This window comes from Roseateles sp. GW821-FHT09G03, assembly GCF_059416045.1.
Genome location: NZ_JBWKOK010000001.1, coordinates 279,579 through 295,486, shown reverse-complemented (window position 1 = coordinate 295,486; position 15,908 = coordinate 279,579). Strand labels below are relative to the sequence as shown.

Genomic DNA, 15,908 nt, shown 5'->3' with positions numbered 1-15,908 from the left:
GGAGATTCCATGCCCTTGCTGCACCAGATCAAGCGCCGCCCTCGCCTGCTGATCGGCGCCGCCACCGGCGCGCTGTTGGCCGCCGCCTGGCCCGTCGAACTGGCTTGGCACACCCGCGCACTGCTGGGCTGGAGCGCGGGGGTCTGGACCTACCTCGTGCTGATCGGCTGGATGATGTTCCGCACCGACGCCGAAGACGTCGAGGAGCAGGCCAGCGCCGTCGCCGACGGCGCGCCGACGGTGCTGGTGCTGGCGATCCTCGGCGGCGCCGCGAGCATGGCGGCGATCGCGCTGGAACTCGCTCAGGTGAAGGAGTCCGGCCTGCTGCAAGCCTGGCCGCATCTGCTGGTGGCGTCGGCGACGCTGACCGGTTCGTGGCTGCTGCTGCCGGTGGAGTTCGGACTGGCGTATGCGTCGCTGTACCACTGCGGCCCGAAGGCGCCCCACGGGCTGGAGTTCCCTGGCGACGAGGACGCCCCCGACTACCTGGACTTCTTCTACTTCGCGGCGACGGTCGCCGCCACCTCGCAGACCTCGGACGTCGTCGTCAGCGCAAGACCGATCCGGCGGCTGGTGCTGGTGCAGGCGATCCAGGCCTTCGTGTTCAACACCGTCGTGCTGGCGCTGACGATCAACTTCCTTGCCGGGATGCTGGGCTGAACTCGACCGTCGCGACCCGCGGCCGTGCGATCAGTTGAACATCTGCGACTCGCCGCCACGATGGAGGACGCGTGCGCCCTCGACGGCGAGCTGCCCCTCGACGAACCAGCGCACGGCGCTCGGGTACATGCGGTGCTCGACCTTCAGCACCCGGGCGGCCAACGCCGCCTCGTCGTCGCCATCCAGCACCGGCACGACGGCCTGCGCCACGATCGGACCATGGTCCAGCTCCGCCGTCACGAAATGCACCGTGGCGCCGGCGACGCGGCAGCCGGCCTCGATCGCTCGCTGATGGGTGTGCAGGCCCGTGAAGGCCGGCAGCAGCGACGGATGGATGTTGAGCATGCGACCCGCGTAATGGCCGGTGAACATCGGTGTCAGGATGCGCATGAAACCGGCCAGCACCACCAGATCAGGGGCGAATCCGTCGATGACCCGCTGCAGTTCCGCGTCGAAAGCGGCACGTGCCGCGTCGCCCTTGCCGAAGGTCTTGTGGTCGACGACCGCGGTGGCGACGCCATGCGCCCGCGCGAATTCGAGCCCCGCGGCATCGGGCCGGTTGCTGATCACCGCGGCGATGCGCGCCGGCCATCCGCCGGCGGCGCAGGCCTGGACGATGGCCTCCATGTTGGAGCCTCGCCCGGAGATCAGGATCACGATGTTCTTCATGGGGCGGCAGTGTAGCCAAGCGCATGGTCATGACCGCCGTCGACCGGGCAGCGGCTCCCTACAATCGCCATCCCGCCATCGCACGCCCGACCTCGTCCCGAGAGGGTCGCGCGCCGGTGCGGCCACCGCCCCCAGCCCTCCGCCATGACCGACCACCCCACCCTCACCCCGCGCCAGCGCGTGCTCTCCGGTATGCGGCCGACCGGCGCGCTGCACCTCGGCCATTACCACGGCGCGCTGAAGAACTGGGTGCGGCTGCAGGACGCCTACGACTGCTTCTTCTTCGTCGCCGACTGGCACGCGCTGACGACGCATTACCAGCATCGCGAAGGTCTGGAGCAAAGCGTTTACGACATGGTCGTCGACTGGCTGGCGGCCGGCATCGATCCGGAACAGGCGACGCTGTTCATCCAGAGCCGCATGCCGGAGCACGCCGAGCTGTTCACGCTGCTGGCGATGAGCACGCCGTCGAGCTGGCTGGAGCGCATGCCGAGCTACAAGGACCTCGTCGCCGAGAACCGCGAACTGGCGACCTATGGCTTCCTCGGCTACCCGCTGCTGCAGGCCGCCGACATCCTGATCTACAAGGCGGCCTTCGTGCCGGTCGGCGAGGACCAGGCGCCGCACGTCGAGGTGACGCGCGAAGTCGCGCGCCGCTTCAACCACCTCTACCGGCAGCCGTCGGCGCCGCTGTTCCCGGAACCGCAGGCGCTGATGACCGAGACCTCGCGGCTGCCCGGCCTGGACGGTCGCAAGATGAGCAAGACCTACGGCAACGCGATCGCGATGCGCGACGCGCCGGAGGTCGTCGCCGACAAGGTGCGCAAGATGCAGACGGACCCGCAGCGCGTGCGCCGCGGCGACCCGGGCGAGCCCGAGCGCTGCCCGGTCTGGGCGCTGCACAAGGTCTACGCCGACAGCGACACGCGCGCGTGGGTCGAATCCGGCTGCCGCAGCGCGGGCATCGGCTGCCTGGACTGCAAGCAGCCGCTGATCGAGGCGATCCACGACGAACAGGCGCCCTGGCGCGCCCGCGCCGACGAGCTGCTCGCCGATCCGAAGAAGGTGCACTGGATCGTCGAGGTCGGCACCGAACGTGCCCGTGCGGTGGCCCGCAAGACCTTGCGCGAGGTGCGCGGCGCGATGGGCATCGACTATTGAGTTGAACGAGATGGCAGGCATCCACATCACCGACATCGAGTCCGCCATCAACTGGTGGCGCCATCGCTCGCCGGGCGACGGCGTGACACTGGGCCCGGAGCTGCGCGCGCTGGCGGAGGTCTATGCGCTGATGGTCTTCCATCACGAGACGGAGTGCGACGAGGACTCGATGCCGCCGCGCGCGCTCGAGGCCTGGATGCGCTGGTACGACACGACGCCGGACGCGCCCTGCATCGCGATCTGCTCGACCAGCCAGGGCGATGAGCTCTGCAAGGGCTGCGGACGCAGCTTCGACGAAGTCCAGAACTGGCCGGTGCTCACGCCCGGCGAGAAACGCGCGACCTGGCGGCGGATCACGATCGAAGGCACGGCCTGGCGTTTCAACCGCTATTCGGAACGGGCCATCGAGCTGCGCAACGCCACCGGCACCGACGCACCGGCCGGCAAGGATTCCGCTTGAGCGCTGCGCTCCACGGCCGGCTCGCGAGCCTGCGCCAGATCCTGCCGCTCGCGTGGCCCGTGTTCATCGGGCAACTCGCGGTGCTGGCCTACTCGACGATCGACACGCTCCTCGTCGCCCGCCATTCCGCGATCGACCTCGCGGCGCTGGCGGTGGGCTCCGCGGTCTACACCTCGGTGTTCGTCGGTCTGATGGGCGTGGTGCTGGCGATCTCACCGGTGGCGGGGCAGCTCTTCGGCGCGAAGCGCATGGCGGAGGCCGGCGACAGCCTGCATCAGGCCGCGTGGCTGGCGCTGGCGCTCACGGTCGTCGGCGAATTGATCCTGTGGTTTCCGCAGCCCTTCCTGGCCATCTCGCAGGTCAGTCCCGAGATCGCCGCCAAGATCCGCGACTACCTGCGCATGCTGGGCATCGCGCTGCCGGCCGCCTTGCTGTTCACCGCCTATCGCGGCTTCAACACGGCGGTGTCGCGGCCCAAGGCGGTGATGGCGCTGCAGATCGGCGGGCTGTTGCTGAAGTTCCCCGCCAGCGCGCTGTTGATCGGCGGTTTCACGCTGGGGCCGCTGCAGGTGCCGGCGCTGGGCGCCGTCGGCTGCGCGATCGCGACGGCGATCGTGATGTGGAGCCAATTGCTGATCGCGGTGACCGTGTTGCGGCGCGATCCGTTCTATGCCGCGTTCGGCTTCGCTCGAACAGGTCTGCATCGCCCGCGCAAGGACACGCTGACGCGACTGCTGAAGCTGGGCGTGCCGATGGGCGCGTCCGTGCTGATCGAGGTGACCGGCTTCACCTTCATGGCGATCTTCATCGCGCGTCTGGGCACGACGCCGGTGGCGGGACACCAGCTCTGCGCCAACCTCGTCGCGATGATGTTCATGCTGCCGCTGTCGCAGGCGAACGCCTGCAGCACGCTGGTGGCACAGGCGATGGGCGCGCGCGACTACACGGCGGCGCGCCGGCTCGGCTGGCACGGGTTGGAGATCGCGCTGGCGATCGCGTTCGTCCTCGGCGGCGTGGTCTTCTCGCTGCGGGAGCAGGTCCTCGGCCTCTACACCAGCAACACCGCCGTCATCGCCGCCGCCCTGCCCCTGCTGGGCTGGCTGTGGCTGTTCCACGTGTCCGACGCCGGACAGACCGTCGCCGCTTTCGTGCTGCGCGCCCATCACATCGCGACCGCGCCGATGCTGATCTACGCGTTCGCGATCTGGGGCCTCGGCCTCGGCGGCGGCTACTGGCTGGTCTTCGGCGACCACGCCGTCGCGCTGCCCGCGATCATGCAGGGCGCGATGGGTTTCTGGAGTGCCGCTTCAGTCGGGCTCGCCGCCGCCGCGATCGGACTCAGCATCCTGCTGGCCCTCGTCCATCGCCGCGAGATCGGCCCCTGACGCTCAGCCCGCCGCGTTCAGCGGCAAGGTGATCACGAAGCAGCTGCCGCCGCCTTCGCGCGCGTCGCATCGCACAGTGCCCTGGTGGGCCGTCGCGATCTGTTTCACGAGGCTCAGCCCCAGTCCGACACCGCCCGACACCTCGGCATGGCCGGGGAGGCGGAAGAAGGCCTCGAAGATCCGTTCACGCATCGGCTCCGGCACACCCGCGCCACGATCGCAGACCTGCAGCTCGATGCGAGCCTGGCCCGCTCGGCGCAGCTTGAGCTCGACCACCGGACCGCCATAGCGACGCGCGTTCTCGAGCAGGTTGCGCAGCGCCCGGCGCAAGAGACGTTCGTCGCCGTCCAGCGTCAGCCGCTCGATGCCTTCCTCGATCTCCAGTTCCGCGTCCCCTTGCGCGGCCGCCTCGGCCGCGAGCGCCAGCAGATCGACCGGCTCCAGGCGCAAGGACTGCGCGCCGGCTTCCAGCCGGCTCGCCAGCAACACCTCCTCGACGAGCGCGTCCAGCTCCACGATGTTGGTGTTGATCTCCTGCCCCAGCCGCGTGCGCTGCGCCGGCGACGCATCGTCCAGCATCGAGAATGCCATCTTCAGCCGCGCCAGCGGCGAGCGCAGTTCATGGCTCGCGTTGGCGAGCAGGCTCTTCTGCGATCTCAGCAAGGCCTCGATCCGTTCGGCGGCGAGATTGAAGCTGGTCGCCAGCGCGGCGACCTCGTCCTTGCCGTTGTCCTGCACACGGAAGCTCAGGTCGCCGGAGCCGAACTGCTCGACACCGGACTTCAACGATTCGAGCCGGCGCGTCAGCCGGCGCACGACCGGATAGGCACCCACGGCCACGGCCACGAACAGCACCGCCAGCAGCACGGCCAGCGCCTCGCCGCTCGGGCGGGGGATCCAGCCCGGCAGCCAGGAGCCGTTCGCCGCGTCCTCGCGACGTTGCTGCTCCAGACGGTCCAGCATGCGCTGGCGCATCTGCTCGACTTCGGGCCGCGGCTCGCGGCGGACGGGATTGCGCGCCTCGGTCGGCGGCGCGCCGTCTACGAACGGATCGCGGCGCTCGCGCTGCATCCGATGCGGGCCGCTCGCGGCGCGAGCATCGGCTTCGAGCTTGTCCTGCCCCGTCGGCCCCGACGCGCCGGGCGGACGGGCCAGGCGCAGGAACAGCAGATGCCGGCCGTCGTCCAGCGGCACGCGCTGCACGCGCGAGCCGGGCAGATCCTCGCGGCGCTCGAACAGCGGCGAGGCACCGATGCGGCGCCCGCGCGAATCCTCCAGCGCCAACGCCATCCGCAGGCGCTGGCCCCAGTCCTCGACGGCATCGGCTTGTTCGTCCGACGACGCAGTGACCGGCGGCAGCGCGCGCTGCACCAGCACCGCGAGCGCGACCAGGCGTTCCGAGGCGGCCTGCTCGAAGGTCCCGCGCTCCTGCTCGATGCGGCCCTGGAAGAGCCACGCCGAGCCGAGCGCAAACGCCAGCAACACCACCACGACGGTGATGTAGATGCGCAGGTACAGCGCCTTCACCGCGTCGCAGCTTTCATTCCAGGCCTTCGGCGTCCTGCTTTCGTGCGAACACGTACCCGGCGCCGCGCACCGTCAGCACGCGACGCGGGTTCTTGGCGTCGTCCTCGATGACCGAGCGGATGCGCGAGATGTGCACGTCGATCGAGCGATCGAAGGCCTCGAGCGGATGGCCCTTCAGCGCATCCATGATCTGGTCGCGCGAGAGCACCCGGCCCGGGCTCTGCGCCAGCACGACCAGCAGGTCGAACTGGTGGCTCGTCAGGTCGCAGGCGTTGCCGTCCAGGCGCACCTGTCTCGCCGCCAGGTCGATCTCCAGGCGGCCGAAGCGCAGCACCTCGTCGCCCATCGCCTGCGGCTCGGTCCGGCGCAGCAGCGCCTTCACGCGGGCCTGCAGCTCACGCGGCTCGAAGGGCTTGGGCAGGTAGTCGTCCGCGCCCAGCTCCAGGCCGAGGATGCGGTCCATCGGCTCGCCGCGCGCCGACAGCATCAGCACCGGCAGGCGGCGCCAGCGCTTGTCGCTGCGCAGTTGGCGGCAGAACTCGAGGCCGTCGCCGTCGGGCAGCATCAGGTCCAGGACCAGCAGTTCGAACTGGCCGGCCTCGAGCTCGGTGCGGCCCTGCGCCAGCGAACCGGCGAAGCTGACGTCGAAGCCGGCGCTGCTGAGGTAGTCGCCCAGCATCGCGGTGAGCCGGGCGTCGTCGTCGATCAGGAGCAGTCGTGGGTTCATCGGGCGTTGCGGTGCAGCCACCGACCGGGCCGGATCGGCCAGGCCGCGCGCCGCGGACTCATCGAAAGACTGAAGCATAGCCGGCCTCGTGCGTTCAGCGGTCAGTGAAAGGCTTCGGGACCGGGTTGGCCTCGTTGGCCGCCCGGCGCTCCTTGGCGCGCTCGGCACGATCCTTCATGCGCTCCTTCATCTTCTCGCGCTGCTGGTTCTTCAGCTGGGCGATCTTGGTGCGCTGCTCGGGGGTCAGGACGCGCGACACGTCGATCATCGCCAGCGTGATGCGCTTGGACTCGACGTCATGCGCGGCATGCATCTGCTGGCGCACCTGCTCGACGGCGTTGGCATCGACGGTCGGCGCGGTGAACAGGGCCTGCATGCGCTCATGCAGCTGACGCTCGGTGTCGCGCTGGGCCTTCAGGTCCTTGTGCGCGGCTTCGAAGATCTGCTTGATCTGCGCCTGCTGTGCGTCGGTGACGCCGGCGTCCTTCAGCAGCTTGCCGTGCATCGGGCCCATGGGACCGAAGCCGGGACCACCGAAGTCCGGACCGCCGCGGTGCATGCCGTGCGGCGGGGGCGGCGGCGCATCGCCAGGGGCCGGCTGGGCTTGCGCGGCCAGGGCGGCGACGCTCATGGTCGCGGCCAGGGCCAGCATTTTGAGGGGGCGGGAGAAGCTCTTGACCATCTCGGAATCTCCAAATCGTTCTGGGGTGAGGAAATGGTCGGCGGCGCGCGTCAATTGGCCGTGGGTGCGCCGTAAAGATTCGTGAAATGAATCGACCCCAATGAAAAACGCCCGCGGCGCCTCTTGAAATCGAGACATCGCGGGCGCCTGGCAAGGCCTGGCCCAGAGGGCCGGCCTGGGGGCTGGGAGCCGTGGAGATTAAGTGATCGGCTTGAAGCGGACGCGCTTGGGACGCGCGCCTTCTTCACCCAGACGCTTCTTCTTGTCAGCTTCGTACTCGTGGAAGTTGCCGTCGAAGAAGAACCACTGCGAGTCGCCTTCGCAGGCCAGGATGTGCGTGCAGATCCGGTCCAGGAACCAGCGATCGTGGGAGATCACCATCGCCGAGCCGGCGAACTCCAGCAGCGCCTCTTCCAGCGCGCGCAGGGTTTCGACGTCCAAGTCGTTCGACGGTTCGTCGAGCATCAGCACGTTGCCGCCCTGGGCCAGGGTCTTGGCCAGGTGCAGACGGCCGCGCTCACCGCCGGACAGCTGGCCGACCATCTTCTGCTGGTCGTTGCCCTTGAAGTTGAAGCGGCCGATGTAGGCGCGCGACGGCATCACGAACTTGCCGACGATGATGTTGTCCAGACCGCCGGAGACGTCTTCCCACACGGTCTTGTTGGCGTCCAGGCTCTGGCGGCTCTGGTCGACAAAGGCCAGCTTGGCCGTCTTGCCGATCTTCACCGTGCCGCTGTCCGGCGTCTCGACGCCCTGGATCATGCGGAACAGCGTCGACTTGCCGGCGCCGTTCGGGCCGATGATGCCGACGATCGCGCCCGCCGGGACCTTGAACGACAGGTTGTCGATCAGCACGCGGTCGCCGAAGGACTTGGTCACACCCTCGAACTCGATGACTTCATTGCCCAGGCGCTCGGCCACGGGGATGAAGATCTCGTTGGTCTCGTTGCGCTTCTGGTATTCGACGTCGCTCAGTTCCTCGAAGCGGGCCAGGCGCGCCTTGCTCTTGGCCTGGCGGCCCTTCGCGTTCGAACGCACCCACTTCAGTTCTTCCTTCATCGCCTTGGTGCGAGCGTCCTCGGACTTCTGCTCCTGCTCCAGGCGGCGTTCCTTCTGGTCCAGCCAGTCGGAGTAGTTGCCCTTCCACGGGATGCCGTGGCCGCGGTCCAGTTCCAGGATCCACTCGGCGGCGTTGTCCAGGAAGTAGCGATCGTGGGTGATGGCCACCACGGTGCCGGGGAAGCGCTGCAGGAACTGCTCCAGCCACTCGACCGATTCGGCGTCCAAGTGGTTGGTCGGTTCGTCCAGCAGCAGCATGTCGGGCTTGGACAGCAGCAGGCGGCACAGCGCGACGCGGCGCTTCTCGCCGCCGGACAGCACGCCGATGTTGGCGTCCCACGGCGGCAGGTTCAGCGCGTCGGCGGCCAGTTCCAGCTGCAGGTCGGTGTTCTCGGAGCCGGCGGCGGCGATGATCGCCTCCAGCTCGCCCTGCTCGGCGGCCAGCGCGTCGAAGTCGGCGCCCTCCTCGGCGTAGGCGGCGTAGACCTCGTCCAGGCGCTTCTTGGCGGCCAGCACGCCGCCGATGCCTTCCTCGACCGCTTCACGCACGGTCTGGTCCGGATTCAGGTGGGGTTCCTGCTCCAGGTAGCCGATCTTGATGCCCGGCATCGGGATGGCTTCGCCCTCGATCTCCTTGTCGACGCCGGCCATGATCTTGAGCAGCGTGGACTTGCCCGAGCCGTTCAGGCCCAGCACGCCGATCTTGGCGCCGGGGAAGAAGGACAGCGAGACGTTCTTGAGGATGTGGCGCTTCGGAGGAACCGTCTTGTTGACGCGGTTCATCGAAAAGACGTATTGAGCCATGGCGATGGTTCTTCAGCGTTTCGTGGGTTGACCTGGGGGCCTCGGGGCGCCTGTCGCGGCGGTGGCAGCGACAGGTTCGACAGCGGGGCCGGAGCCTGCATGGGCGGCGGGGCGCCCGGGCAATAGTCGTGCATTGTCGCAGCTTCCGCCGCTGCCCATAAACTCGACGGCCCTTCCCGCCCCTTCCGGTTTCCTCAGAGATGACCACCATGTTGTTCCGTTCCATCTCGCGCACCGTTCCGGTTCGTTCGCGCACAGCCGGCGCCCTGGCGGCGCTCCCGCTCACGCTGGCCCTCATCGTGGGCAGCGCGCAGGCGCAGACGCTGCGCTGGGCCAGCCAGGGCGACATGCAGACGGCCGACCCCCACTCGCAGAACGAGATCGTCACCAACGCGATGAACGGCCAGGTCTACGAGCGCCTGGTCTCGCGCGACCGCAACCTCAACCTGGTGCCGGGTCTTGCCACCGAGTGGACGCAGCTCAAGCCGACGCTGTGGCGGCTGAAGCTGCGCCAGGGCGTGAAGTTCCAGGACGGCACGCCGTTCACGGCGGACGACGTGGTGTTCTCGATCAACCGGGCGAAGGATCCGTACTCGCAGATCAGCGTCTACGCGCAGGCCGTCGGAACGCCGAAGAAGATCGACGACTACACGGTCGAGTTCCAGCTCGACAAGGTCAACCCGATCTTCCTGCAGCACCTGGACACGCTGTTCATCATGAGCCGCAAGTGGTGCGAGCAGCACAACGTCGCCAAGCCGCAGAATTTCAAGGACAAGCAGGAGACCTACGCCGCCACGCATTCGAACGGCACGGGGCCGTACGCGATGGTGGCCCGCGAGCCCGGCATCCGCACCACCTTCAAGCGCAACCCGACCTGGTGGGGCAAGTTCGACGGCAACGTGCAGGACGCCGTCTACACGCCGATCGCCAACGACGCCACGCGCCTGGCCGCGCTGGTGTCGGGCGAGATCGACTTCGTGCTGGACCCGTCGCCGCGCGACATCCCGAAGCTGAAGCAGACGCCGCAGGTCAAGGTCCAGGAAGGCCCGGAGAACCGCATCGTCTTCATCGGCATGGACCAGTCGCGCGACAAGCTGCTGTACGGCAAGGTGCCCGGCGACAAGAACCCGTTCAAGGACCTGCGCGTGCGTCAGGCGCTCTACCAGGCCATCGACATCAACACGATGCGCACCAAGCTGATGAACGGCCTGAGCCTGCCCACCGGCGGGCTGACCCCATCGCCGCTGGGCGCGTTCAACGACCCGCAGCTGGAGACGCGCCTGCCCTTCGACCTGGCCGCGGCGCGCAAGCTGATGGCCGACGCGGGGTATGCCAACGGCTTCGAGGTCACGCTGGACTGCACCAACAACCGCTACATCAACGACGAGCGCATCTGCCTGGCGCTCGCGTCGATGTGGGCGCAGTTGAAGGTCAAGGTCAGCGTGAACGCGCAGCCGCGCGTGCTGATGTTCCCCAAGCTGGAGAAGCTGGACACCAGCCTCTACCTGTACGGCTGGGGCGGCAGCATCACCGATGCGGAAGTCGCGATGACGCCGCTGATGCGCAACCGCGGCGAGAAGTCGGTCGGCCAGTACAACTTCGGCAACTGGCGGGACGACAAGTTCGATCAGCTCGCCGCCGCGTCCAGCGAGGAAGCCGACCCGAAGAAGCGCGAGGAACTGATCAAGTCCGCGCTGCGCGAGTTCCGCACACAGACGCACCTGATCCCGCTGCACCGCCAGATGATCCCGTGGGCGACCCGCGCCAACGTGACCGTGATCCACCGCCCCGACAACTGGTTCGAACTGCGCTGGGCGTCGGTCGCCGCGAAGTAAGCCACGCTGAACACCTGGAGGGCCCCCTCTCTTTCACCCTCTCTTTCACCCTCTCTTTCACCCTCTCCCGCTTGCGGGAGAGGGAGGGGTGAGGGCCAGCGGCCGTGTCAGTCCATCAACGCAGCGGCGGATCGAACAGATACCCGATCCCGCGCACCGTGCGGATCAACGGCGAACTCGGATCGTCGTTGAGCTTCTGCCGCAGCCGCGACACCATCAGATCGACCGACCGCTCCAGCGCCGTGACGCCGTCGCCGCGCGCCAGATGCAGCAGCTCCTGCCGCTGCAGCACGCTGTGCGGGCGCTCCAGGAACGCCCGCAGCAGCTTGTATTCGCTCTGCGAGAGCACCACGCAGAACCCGCCCGGCCCCGACAGCCGGCGCGTCATCGGCTCCAGCTTGAACCGGCCGAACATCAGCACCTCGGCCGCATCGCCCTCACGCGGCCGCAACAGCGCCTTGATGCGCGCCTGCAGCTCGCGCGGCTCACCATCCTTCGCGAGCACCGCATCCGCGCCGCGCTCCAGCGCCAGCACGCGCTCCAGCGTGCTGTCGTGCTGCAGCAGCACGATCACCGGCATGCGCGAGCGCTGTCTCAACCGGGTGAGCGCGCCCCAGCCCGCCTCGCGCGCGTCGCTGGGATCGATGAGGGCGAGGTCCACCGGCAGCAGCGGCACGCGGTCCAGCAGGGCGGCCTCGGCGCTGTCCGTGACGCGGAAGCCCCAGGCCCGCATCAGGCCGGCGAATCGCAGGCGCGCATGCGGGTCGGGGTCCAGCAGCAGCAGATGGGTGCCGGCGGCAGGATCGGGAAACAGGGCGCTCATGACGATGGGACGAGTGGACACATTGGCGCAAGACTATGCCGGTGCAATCGCGTTTGAATGCCGATCAGGACGGGCCTCACCGCCCTTTTTACCCGCGGTTTACCGCACTGAAACACGGCTGCGGACACCGACACGCTTGCCTGAGTGAGGCCTGTCACCCAGCTTGCTGAAAGCTGTCCGGATCACCCTTGCGGACGCCCCTCCGACGCATTCCTTCGCCCAGGCCGATCGCCGATGCCGCTTCACCCTCCGACGAGCGCACCGAACCCATCGCTCACCAGGGCCACAGACCCCGTCAGCTACAATGCATCCATCGCCGCGGCTCAGTCTTGCCGCGGCTTTATCTTTTGAGCTCACGCTCTCCCACGGCAGCCGAAGACTGGCGCCAGCCCTCACCGGGCCGGCGTGCTGCACACAAAGCCCGTTCGGGCACCAACAAAGCAGCTTATGAGTTTTGACGCATTGGGGCTCTCCCAGCCCCTGCTCCGCGCGATCGCCGATGCCGGCTACTCGACCCCCACCCCCATCCAGAGCCAGGCGATCCCCGCCGTCCTGACCGGCGGCGACCTGCTGGCCGGCGCCCAGACCGGTACTGGCAAGACCGCCGGCTTCACGCTGCCCCTGCTGGAGCGCCTCTCCACCGGCAAGCCCGTCCGTGACGCCAAGGGCCGCGTCGCCATCCGCGCGCTGGTGCTGACGCCGACCCGCGAACTCGCGGCCCAGGTCGAGGAAAGCGTGCGCACCTACGGCAAGTACCTGCCGCTGACCAGCATGGTGATGTTCGGCGGCGTCGGCATGAATCCGCAGATCAGCCAGCTGCGCAAGGGCGTGGACATCCTGGTGGCGACGCCGGGCCGTCTGCTGGACCACGCGCAGCAAGGCACGCTGGACCTGTCCAAGGTCGAGATCCTGGTGCTGGACGAAGCCGACCGCATGCTCGACATGGGCTTCATCCACGACATCAAGAAGGTGCTCGCCCTGCTGCCGGCGAAGAAGCAGAGCCTGCTGTTCTCCGCCACCTTCAGCGATGAGATCAAGGCGCTGGCCGACCGCCTGCTGGACAAGCCGGGCCTGATCGAGGTCGCGCGCCGCAATGCGACGGCCGACACGATCGCGCAGCGCATCCACCCGGTCGACCGCGACAAGAAGAAGGAACTGCTGGCCCATCTGATCACGAAGAACGACTGGCACCAGGTGCTCGTGTTCACGCGGATGAAGCACGGCGCCAACCGTCTGGCCGAGTACCTGGACAAGTCGGGCATCACCGCGATGGCGATCCACGGCAACAAGAGCCAGGGCGCCCGCACGAAGGCGCTGGCCGAGTTCAAGAGCGGCGACCTGAAGGTGCTGGTGGCGACCGACATCGCCGCGCGCGGCATCGACATCGACCAGCTGCCGCACGTCATCAACTACGAGCTGCCCAACGTCGCCGAGGACTACGTGCACCGCATCGGCCGCACCGGCCGCGCGGGCGCGCAGGGCGAAGCGCTCTCGCTGGTGTGCGTCGACGAGGAAGGCTTCCTGCGCGAGATCCAGAAGCTGATCAAGCGCGAGATCCCGCGCGAGGTCGTGCCGGGCTTCGAGCCGGATCCGAACGCCAAGCCCGAACCCATCGTGCTGGGCCGCATGGTGCTGAACGGCGGCCTGGGCAAGTCCTCGGGTTCGCCGCGTCCGGCGGGCGGCGGCGGCGGCGGTGGTGGCCGTCGTGGTGGCGGCGGTGGTGGCCGTTCGCAAGGGCAAGGCGGCCGTCCGCAGGGCGGTGGTCAGGGCCAAGGCCAGGGCCGTCCGGCGCAAGGCGCGCAAGGTGGCGGCCAGAGATCGGGCGCTCAACCGCAGGGCCAGCGCCAGGGACAAGGCCAGGGCGGACAAGGTCAGGGCCAGGGCCAGCGTCAGGCGCAAGGCCAGGGCCAAGGCGGTCAACGCCAGGGTCAAGGCCAGGGTCAGGGCCAGGGCAGCCGTCACGGCAGCCAGGGCAACCGTCCTGCAGGTGCGGCGCTGACGCGTCCGAAGTCGAACTCCTGATCCCGGACTTTCCGTGATGCAACGGCGCCCTCAGTGGCGCCGTTGTCGTTTCCGCCCACTCCGCCGCCCACCCTGCTTCTCCGCGAGACCGCATTCGGCATACTCGCGGCCACGCCCAGCCCCATGAAGACCGCGCCCATCATTCCGGCCCGCGTCGATTTCTCTGGCGCCATCCCGAACGCGCCGGACTTCGGCGACCTCTATCACGCCCCGTTCGGCGCGTTCGCGCAGGCGCGGCACGTGTTCCTCGACGGCAATGGCCTGCCGGATCGATGGGCTGGACGGCGGCGCTTCGTCGTGCTCGAAACGGGCTTCGGCCTGGGCAACAACTTCCTCGCCACCTGGGCCGCCTGGCGCAACGACCCGGCGCGCTGCGAACGACTGGTCTTCCTCAGCGTCGAGAAGCATCCGCTGACGCGAGCCGATCTCGAACTTGCACATGCGGCCTCGCCGGAGCCCACGCTGGCGCGGCAGCTGATCGAGGCCTGGCCGGTGCTCACGCCCAACCTGCACACGCTGGACTTCGACGACGGCCGCGTCCGCCTGATGCTGGCGTTGGGCGACGCGCACGATTGGCTGCCGGAACTGGTGGCATCGGTGGACGCGTTCTTCCTCGATGGCTTCGCGCCGGCGAAGAACCCCGAGCTGTGGGACGACGCCATCCTGAAGCAGGTCGGCCGCCTGGCCGCATCCGGCGCCACGGCGGCGACCTGGAGCGTCGCCCGCGGCGTGCGCGACGGACTGACCGCGGCGGGCTTCGAGGTCGAGAAGCGGCCCGGCATCGGCGGCAAGTGGCAGACGACCGTGGCGCGTTTCGCGCCCCGGCACCGGCCGCCGGTGCCGCCGGGCCGGACGCCCATCGCGCCGGCAGCCAGGGACGTGCTGATCATCGGCGCCGGGCTGGCGGGCGCGGCCTGCGCGCGCGTGCTGGCGCGCGAGGGGCTGCGCGTCACGGTGCTCGAAGGCGGCGCGACAGCGGCGGCTCAGGCCTCCGGAAATCCGGGCGGGCTGTTCCACGGCACGCTCCATGCGGAAGACGGTCCGCATGCCCGCTTCAGCCGCGCCGCGGCGCTGGCGACCGAGCGCGAACTGCGCCGCGTCGCGCCGGCTCTGCCCTGGCTGCAATGGGGACTGCTGCGCGTCGAACGCGATCCCGAGGCGCTGACGCAGATGCGAACGCTGCTGGCGCGCAGCGGCCTGCCCGCGGACTACGTCCAGGCCCTGAGCGCCGACGAGGCGAGCGCGAAGGCAGGTGTCCCGCTGACCCAACCCGCGTGGTTCTTCGCGGGCGGCGGCGCGGTCTCGCCGCCGGCGCTCGTGACGGCGTGGCTCGACGAAGCCGCGCAAGCCGACGGCTTCCAGCTGCGCTTGAACACGCCCGTCGCGGACCTGAAGCGCGACGACACGAGCGGCCGCTGGTCGGCCTTCAACGCGGCGGGTGAGGCCCTCGCGACAGCCGATGCCGTGGTGCTGTGCGGCGGCATCGGCAGCGGCTCGCTGGCCTCGGCGTGGACCGCCGGTCCGCCGTGGCCGTGGACGGCACAACGCGGCCAACTGAGCGTGATGCCGCAAGACCTGGCCCCGCCGACGCTGGCACTGCCGGTGGCGGGACTCGGCTACGCGCTCAGCCTGCCCGACGGCACGCTCTGCTTCGGCGCGAGCACCGACGGCGGCGACATGGATCCCACACTTCGTGCGTCGGATCAGTTCCAGAACGTCAGCCGCTTGCGCTCGCTGCTGCCATTGGCCGAGATCCCCGATGACATGCCGCCCGCAGGCCGCGTGGGCTGGCGCAGCCTGGTGCCGGACCGGCTCCCGCTCGTGGGGGCCCTGCCGGCCGAGATGCCCGAGCGACGCGCCGAGCAGGCACGCTTCTGGCCGCGTCAGCCCGGCCTGATGGTGGTGGGCGCCCTCGCCTCGCGCGGGATCACCTGGGCGACGCTGTGCGCCGAGCTTGTCGCCGCGCAGCTCACCGGCGCGCCGTGGCCGGTGGAAGCCAGCCTCGCGGAAGCGCTCGATCCGGCCCGCTTCGCCGCCAAGGCGCGCCGCACCAGCGACTAAGGCACCTCGCTCGCCCGCGCAGGATCTATCTGG

13 protein-coding genes are annotated in these 15,908 nt (G+C 69.1%); 7 read left to right on the top strand and 6 right to left on the bottom strand.

What is annotated here, in order from left to right:
* Positions 1–9 precede the first annotated feature (9 nt).
* Entirely contained in the window at positions 10–660 is a 651-nt protein-coding gene (locus tag AC07OZ_RS01235; RefSeq protein WP_495465364.1) for a DUF1345 domain-containing protein, read from the top strand.
* Positions 661–690: 30 nt separating this feature from the next.
* On the opposite strand, the gene purN is transcribed toward AC07OZ_RS01235, so the two are convergent.
* Positions 691–1,329: a phosphoribosylglycinamide formyltransferase gene (gene purN / locus AC07OZ_RS01230; protein WP_495465363.1), complete on the bottom strand. Its 639-nt coding sequence runs from the start codon at positions 1,327–1,329 to the stop codon at positions 691–693.
* A gap of 144 nt (positions 1,330–1,473) precedes the next feature.
* Between purN and trpS the strand changes: the two genes are divergently transcribed.
* Genes trpS through AC07OZ_RS01215 form a run of 3 tightly spaced genes read left to right on the top strand, consistent with a single transcriptional unit; the run spans position 1,474 to position 4,335 of the window.
* Complete coding sequence (trpS, locus tag AC07OZ_RS01225) at positions 1,474–2,490, top strand: tryptophan--tRNA ligase (RefSeq protein ID WP_495465362.1); 1,017 nt, start codon at positions 1,474–1,476, stop codon at positions 2,488–2,490.
* A gap of 10 nt (positions 2,491–2,500) precedes the next feature.
* On the top strand, positions 2,501–2,950 hold the full coding sequence (locus AC07OZ_RS01220; RefSeq protein WP_495465361.1) for a DUF3717 domain-containing protein: 450 nt from the start codon (positions 2,501–2,503) through the stop codon (positions 2,948–2,950).
* Positions 2,947–4,335: an MATE family efflux transporter gene (locus AC07OZ_RS01215; protein WP_495465360.1), complete on the top strand. Its 1,389-nt coding sequence runs from the start codon at positions 2,947–2,949 to the stop codon at positions 4,333–4,335. Before AC07OZ_RS01220 ends, AC07OZ_RS01215 begins: the two co-directional genes overlap by 4 nt.
* Positions 4,336–4,338: 3 nt before the next feature.
* Here AC07OZ_RS01215 and AC07OZ_RS01210 read toward each other — a convergent pair whose 3' ends face one another.
* The 4 genes from AC07OZ_RS01210 to ettA form a co-directional block, all read right to left on the bottom strand.
* A complete protein-coding gene (locus tag AC07OZ_RS01210; protein WP_495465359.1) occupies positions 4,339–5,862 on the bottom strand; it encodes a sensor histidine kinase in 1,524 nt (507 codons plus the stop codon).
* A 13-nt stretch (positions 5,863–5,875) separates the two neighbouring features.
* On the bottom strand, positions 5,876–6,589 hold the full coding sequence (locus AC07OZ_RS01205; RefSeq protein WP_067282373.1) for a response regulator: 714 nt from the start codon (positions 6,587–6,589) through the stop codon (positions 5,876–5,878).
* Positions 6,590–6,683: 94 nt separating this feature from the next.
* Positions 6,684–7,220: a Spy/CpxP family protein refolding chaperone gene (locus tag AC07OZ_RS01200; protein ID WP_495465358.1), complete on the bottom strand. Its 537-nt coding sequence runs from the start codon at positions 7,218–7,220 to the stop codon at positions 6,684–6,686.
* 249 nt (positions 7,221–7,469) lie between these two features.
* Positions 7,470–9,134, bottom strand: a complete 1,665-nt coding sequence (gene ettA, locus AC07OZ_RS01195) for an energy-dependent translational throttle protein EttA (protein WP_495465357.1) — start codon at positions 9,132–9,134, stop codon at positions 7,470–7,472.
* A 209-nt stretch (positions 9,135–9,343) separates the two neighbouring features.
* Between ettA and AC07OZ_RS01190 the strand changes: the two genes are divergently transcribed.
* Positions 9,344–10,969, top strand: a complete 1,626-nt coding sequence (locus AC07OZ_RS01190) for an ABC transporter substrate-binding protein (RefSeq protein WP_495465356.1) — start codon at positions 9,344–9,346, stop codon at positions 10,967–10,969.
* A gap of 115 nt (positions 10,970–11,084) precedes the next feature.
* On the opposite strand, the gene AC07OZ_RS01185 is transcribed toward AC07OZ_RS01190, so the two are convergent.
* Entirely contained in the window at positions 11,085–11,792 is a 708-nt protein-coding gene (locus tag AC07OZ_RS01185; protein ID WP_495465355.1) for a winged helix-turn-helix domain-containing protein, read from the bottom strand.
* Positions 11,793–12,239: 447 nt separating this feature from the next.
* Between AC07OZ_RS01185 and AC07OZ_RS01180 the strand changes: the two genes are divergently transcribed.
* Together AC07OZ_RS01180 and mnmC are read left to right on the top strand one after the other, a co-directional pair.
* Positions 12,240–13,814, top strand: a complete 1,575-nt coding sequence (locus AC07OZ_RS01180) for a DEAD/DEAH box helicase (RefSeq protein ID WP_495465354.1) — start codon at positions 12,240–12,242, stop codon at positions 13,812–13,814.
* A 123-nt stretch (positions 13,815–13,937) separates the two neighbouring features.
* Entirely contained in the window at positions 13,938–15,875 is a 1,938-nt protein-coding gene (gene mnmC, locus AC07OZ_RS01175) for a bifunctional tRNA (5-methylaminomethyl-2-thiouridine)(34)-methyltransferase MnmC2/FAD-dependent 5-carboxymethylaminomethyl-2-thiouridine(34) oxidoreductase MnmC1 (protein ID WP_495465353.1), read from the top strand.
* Positions 15,876–15,908 lie beyond the last annotated feature (33 nt).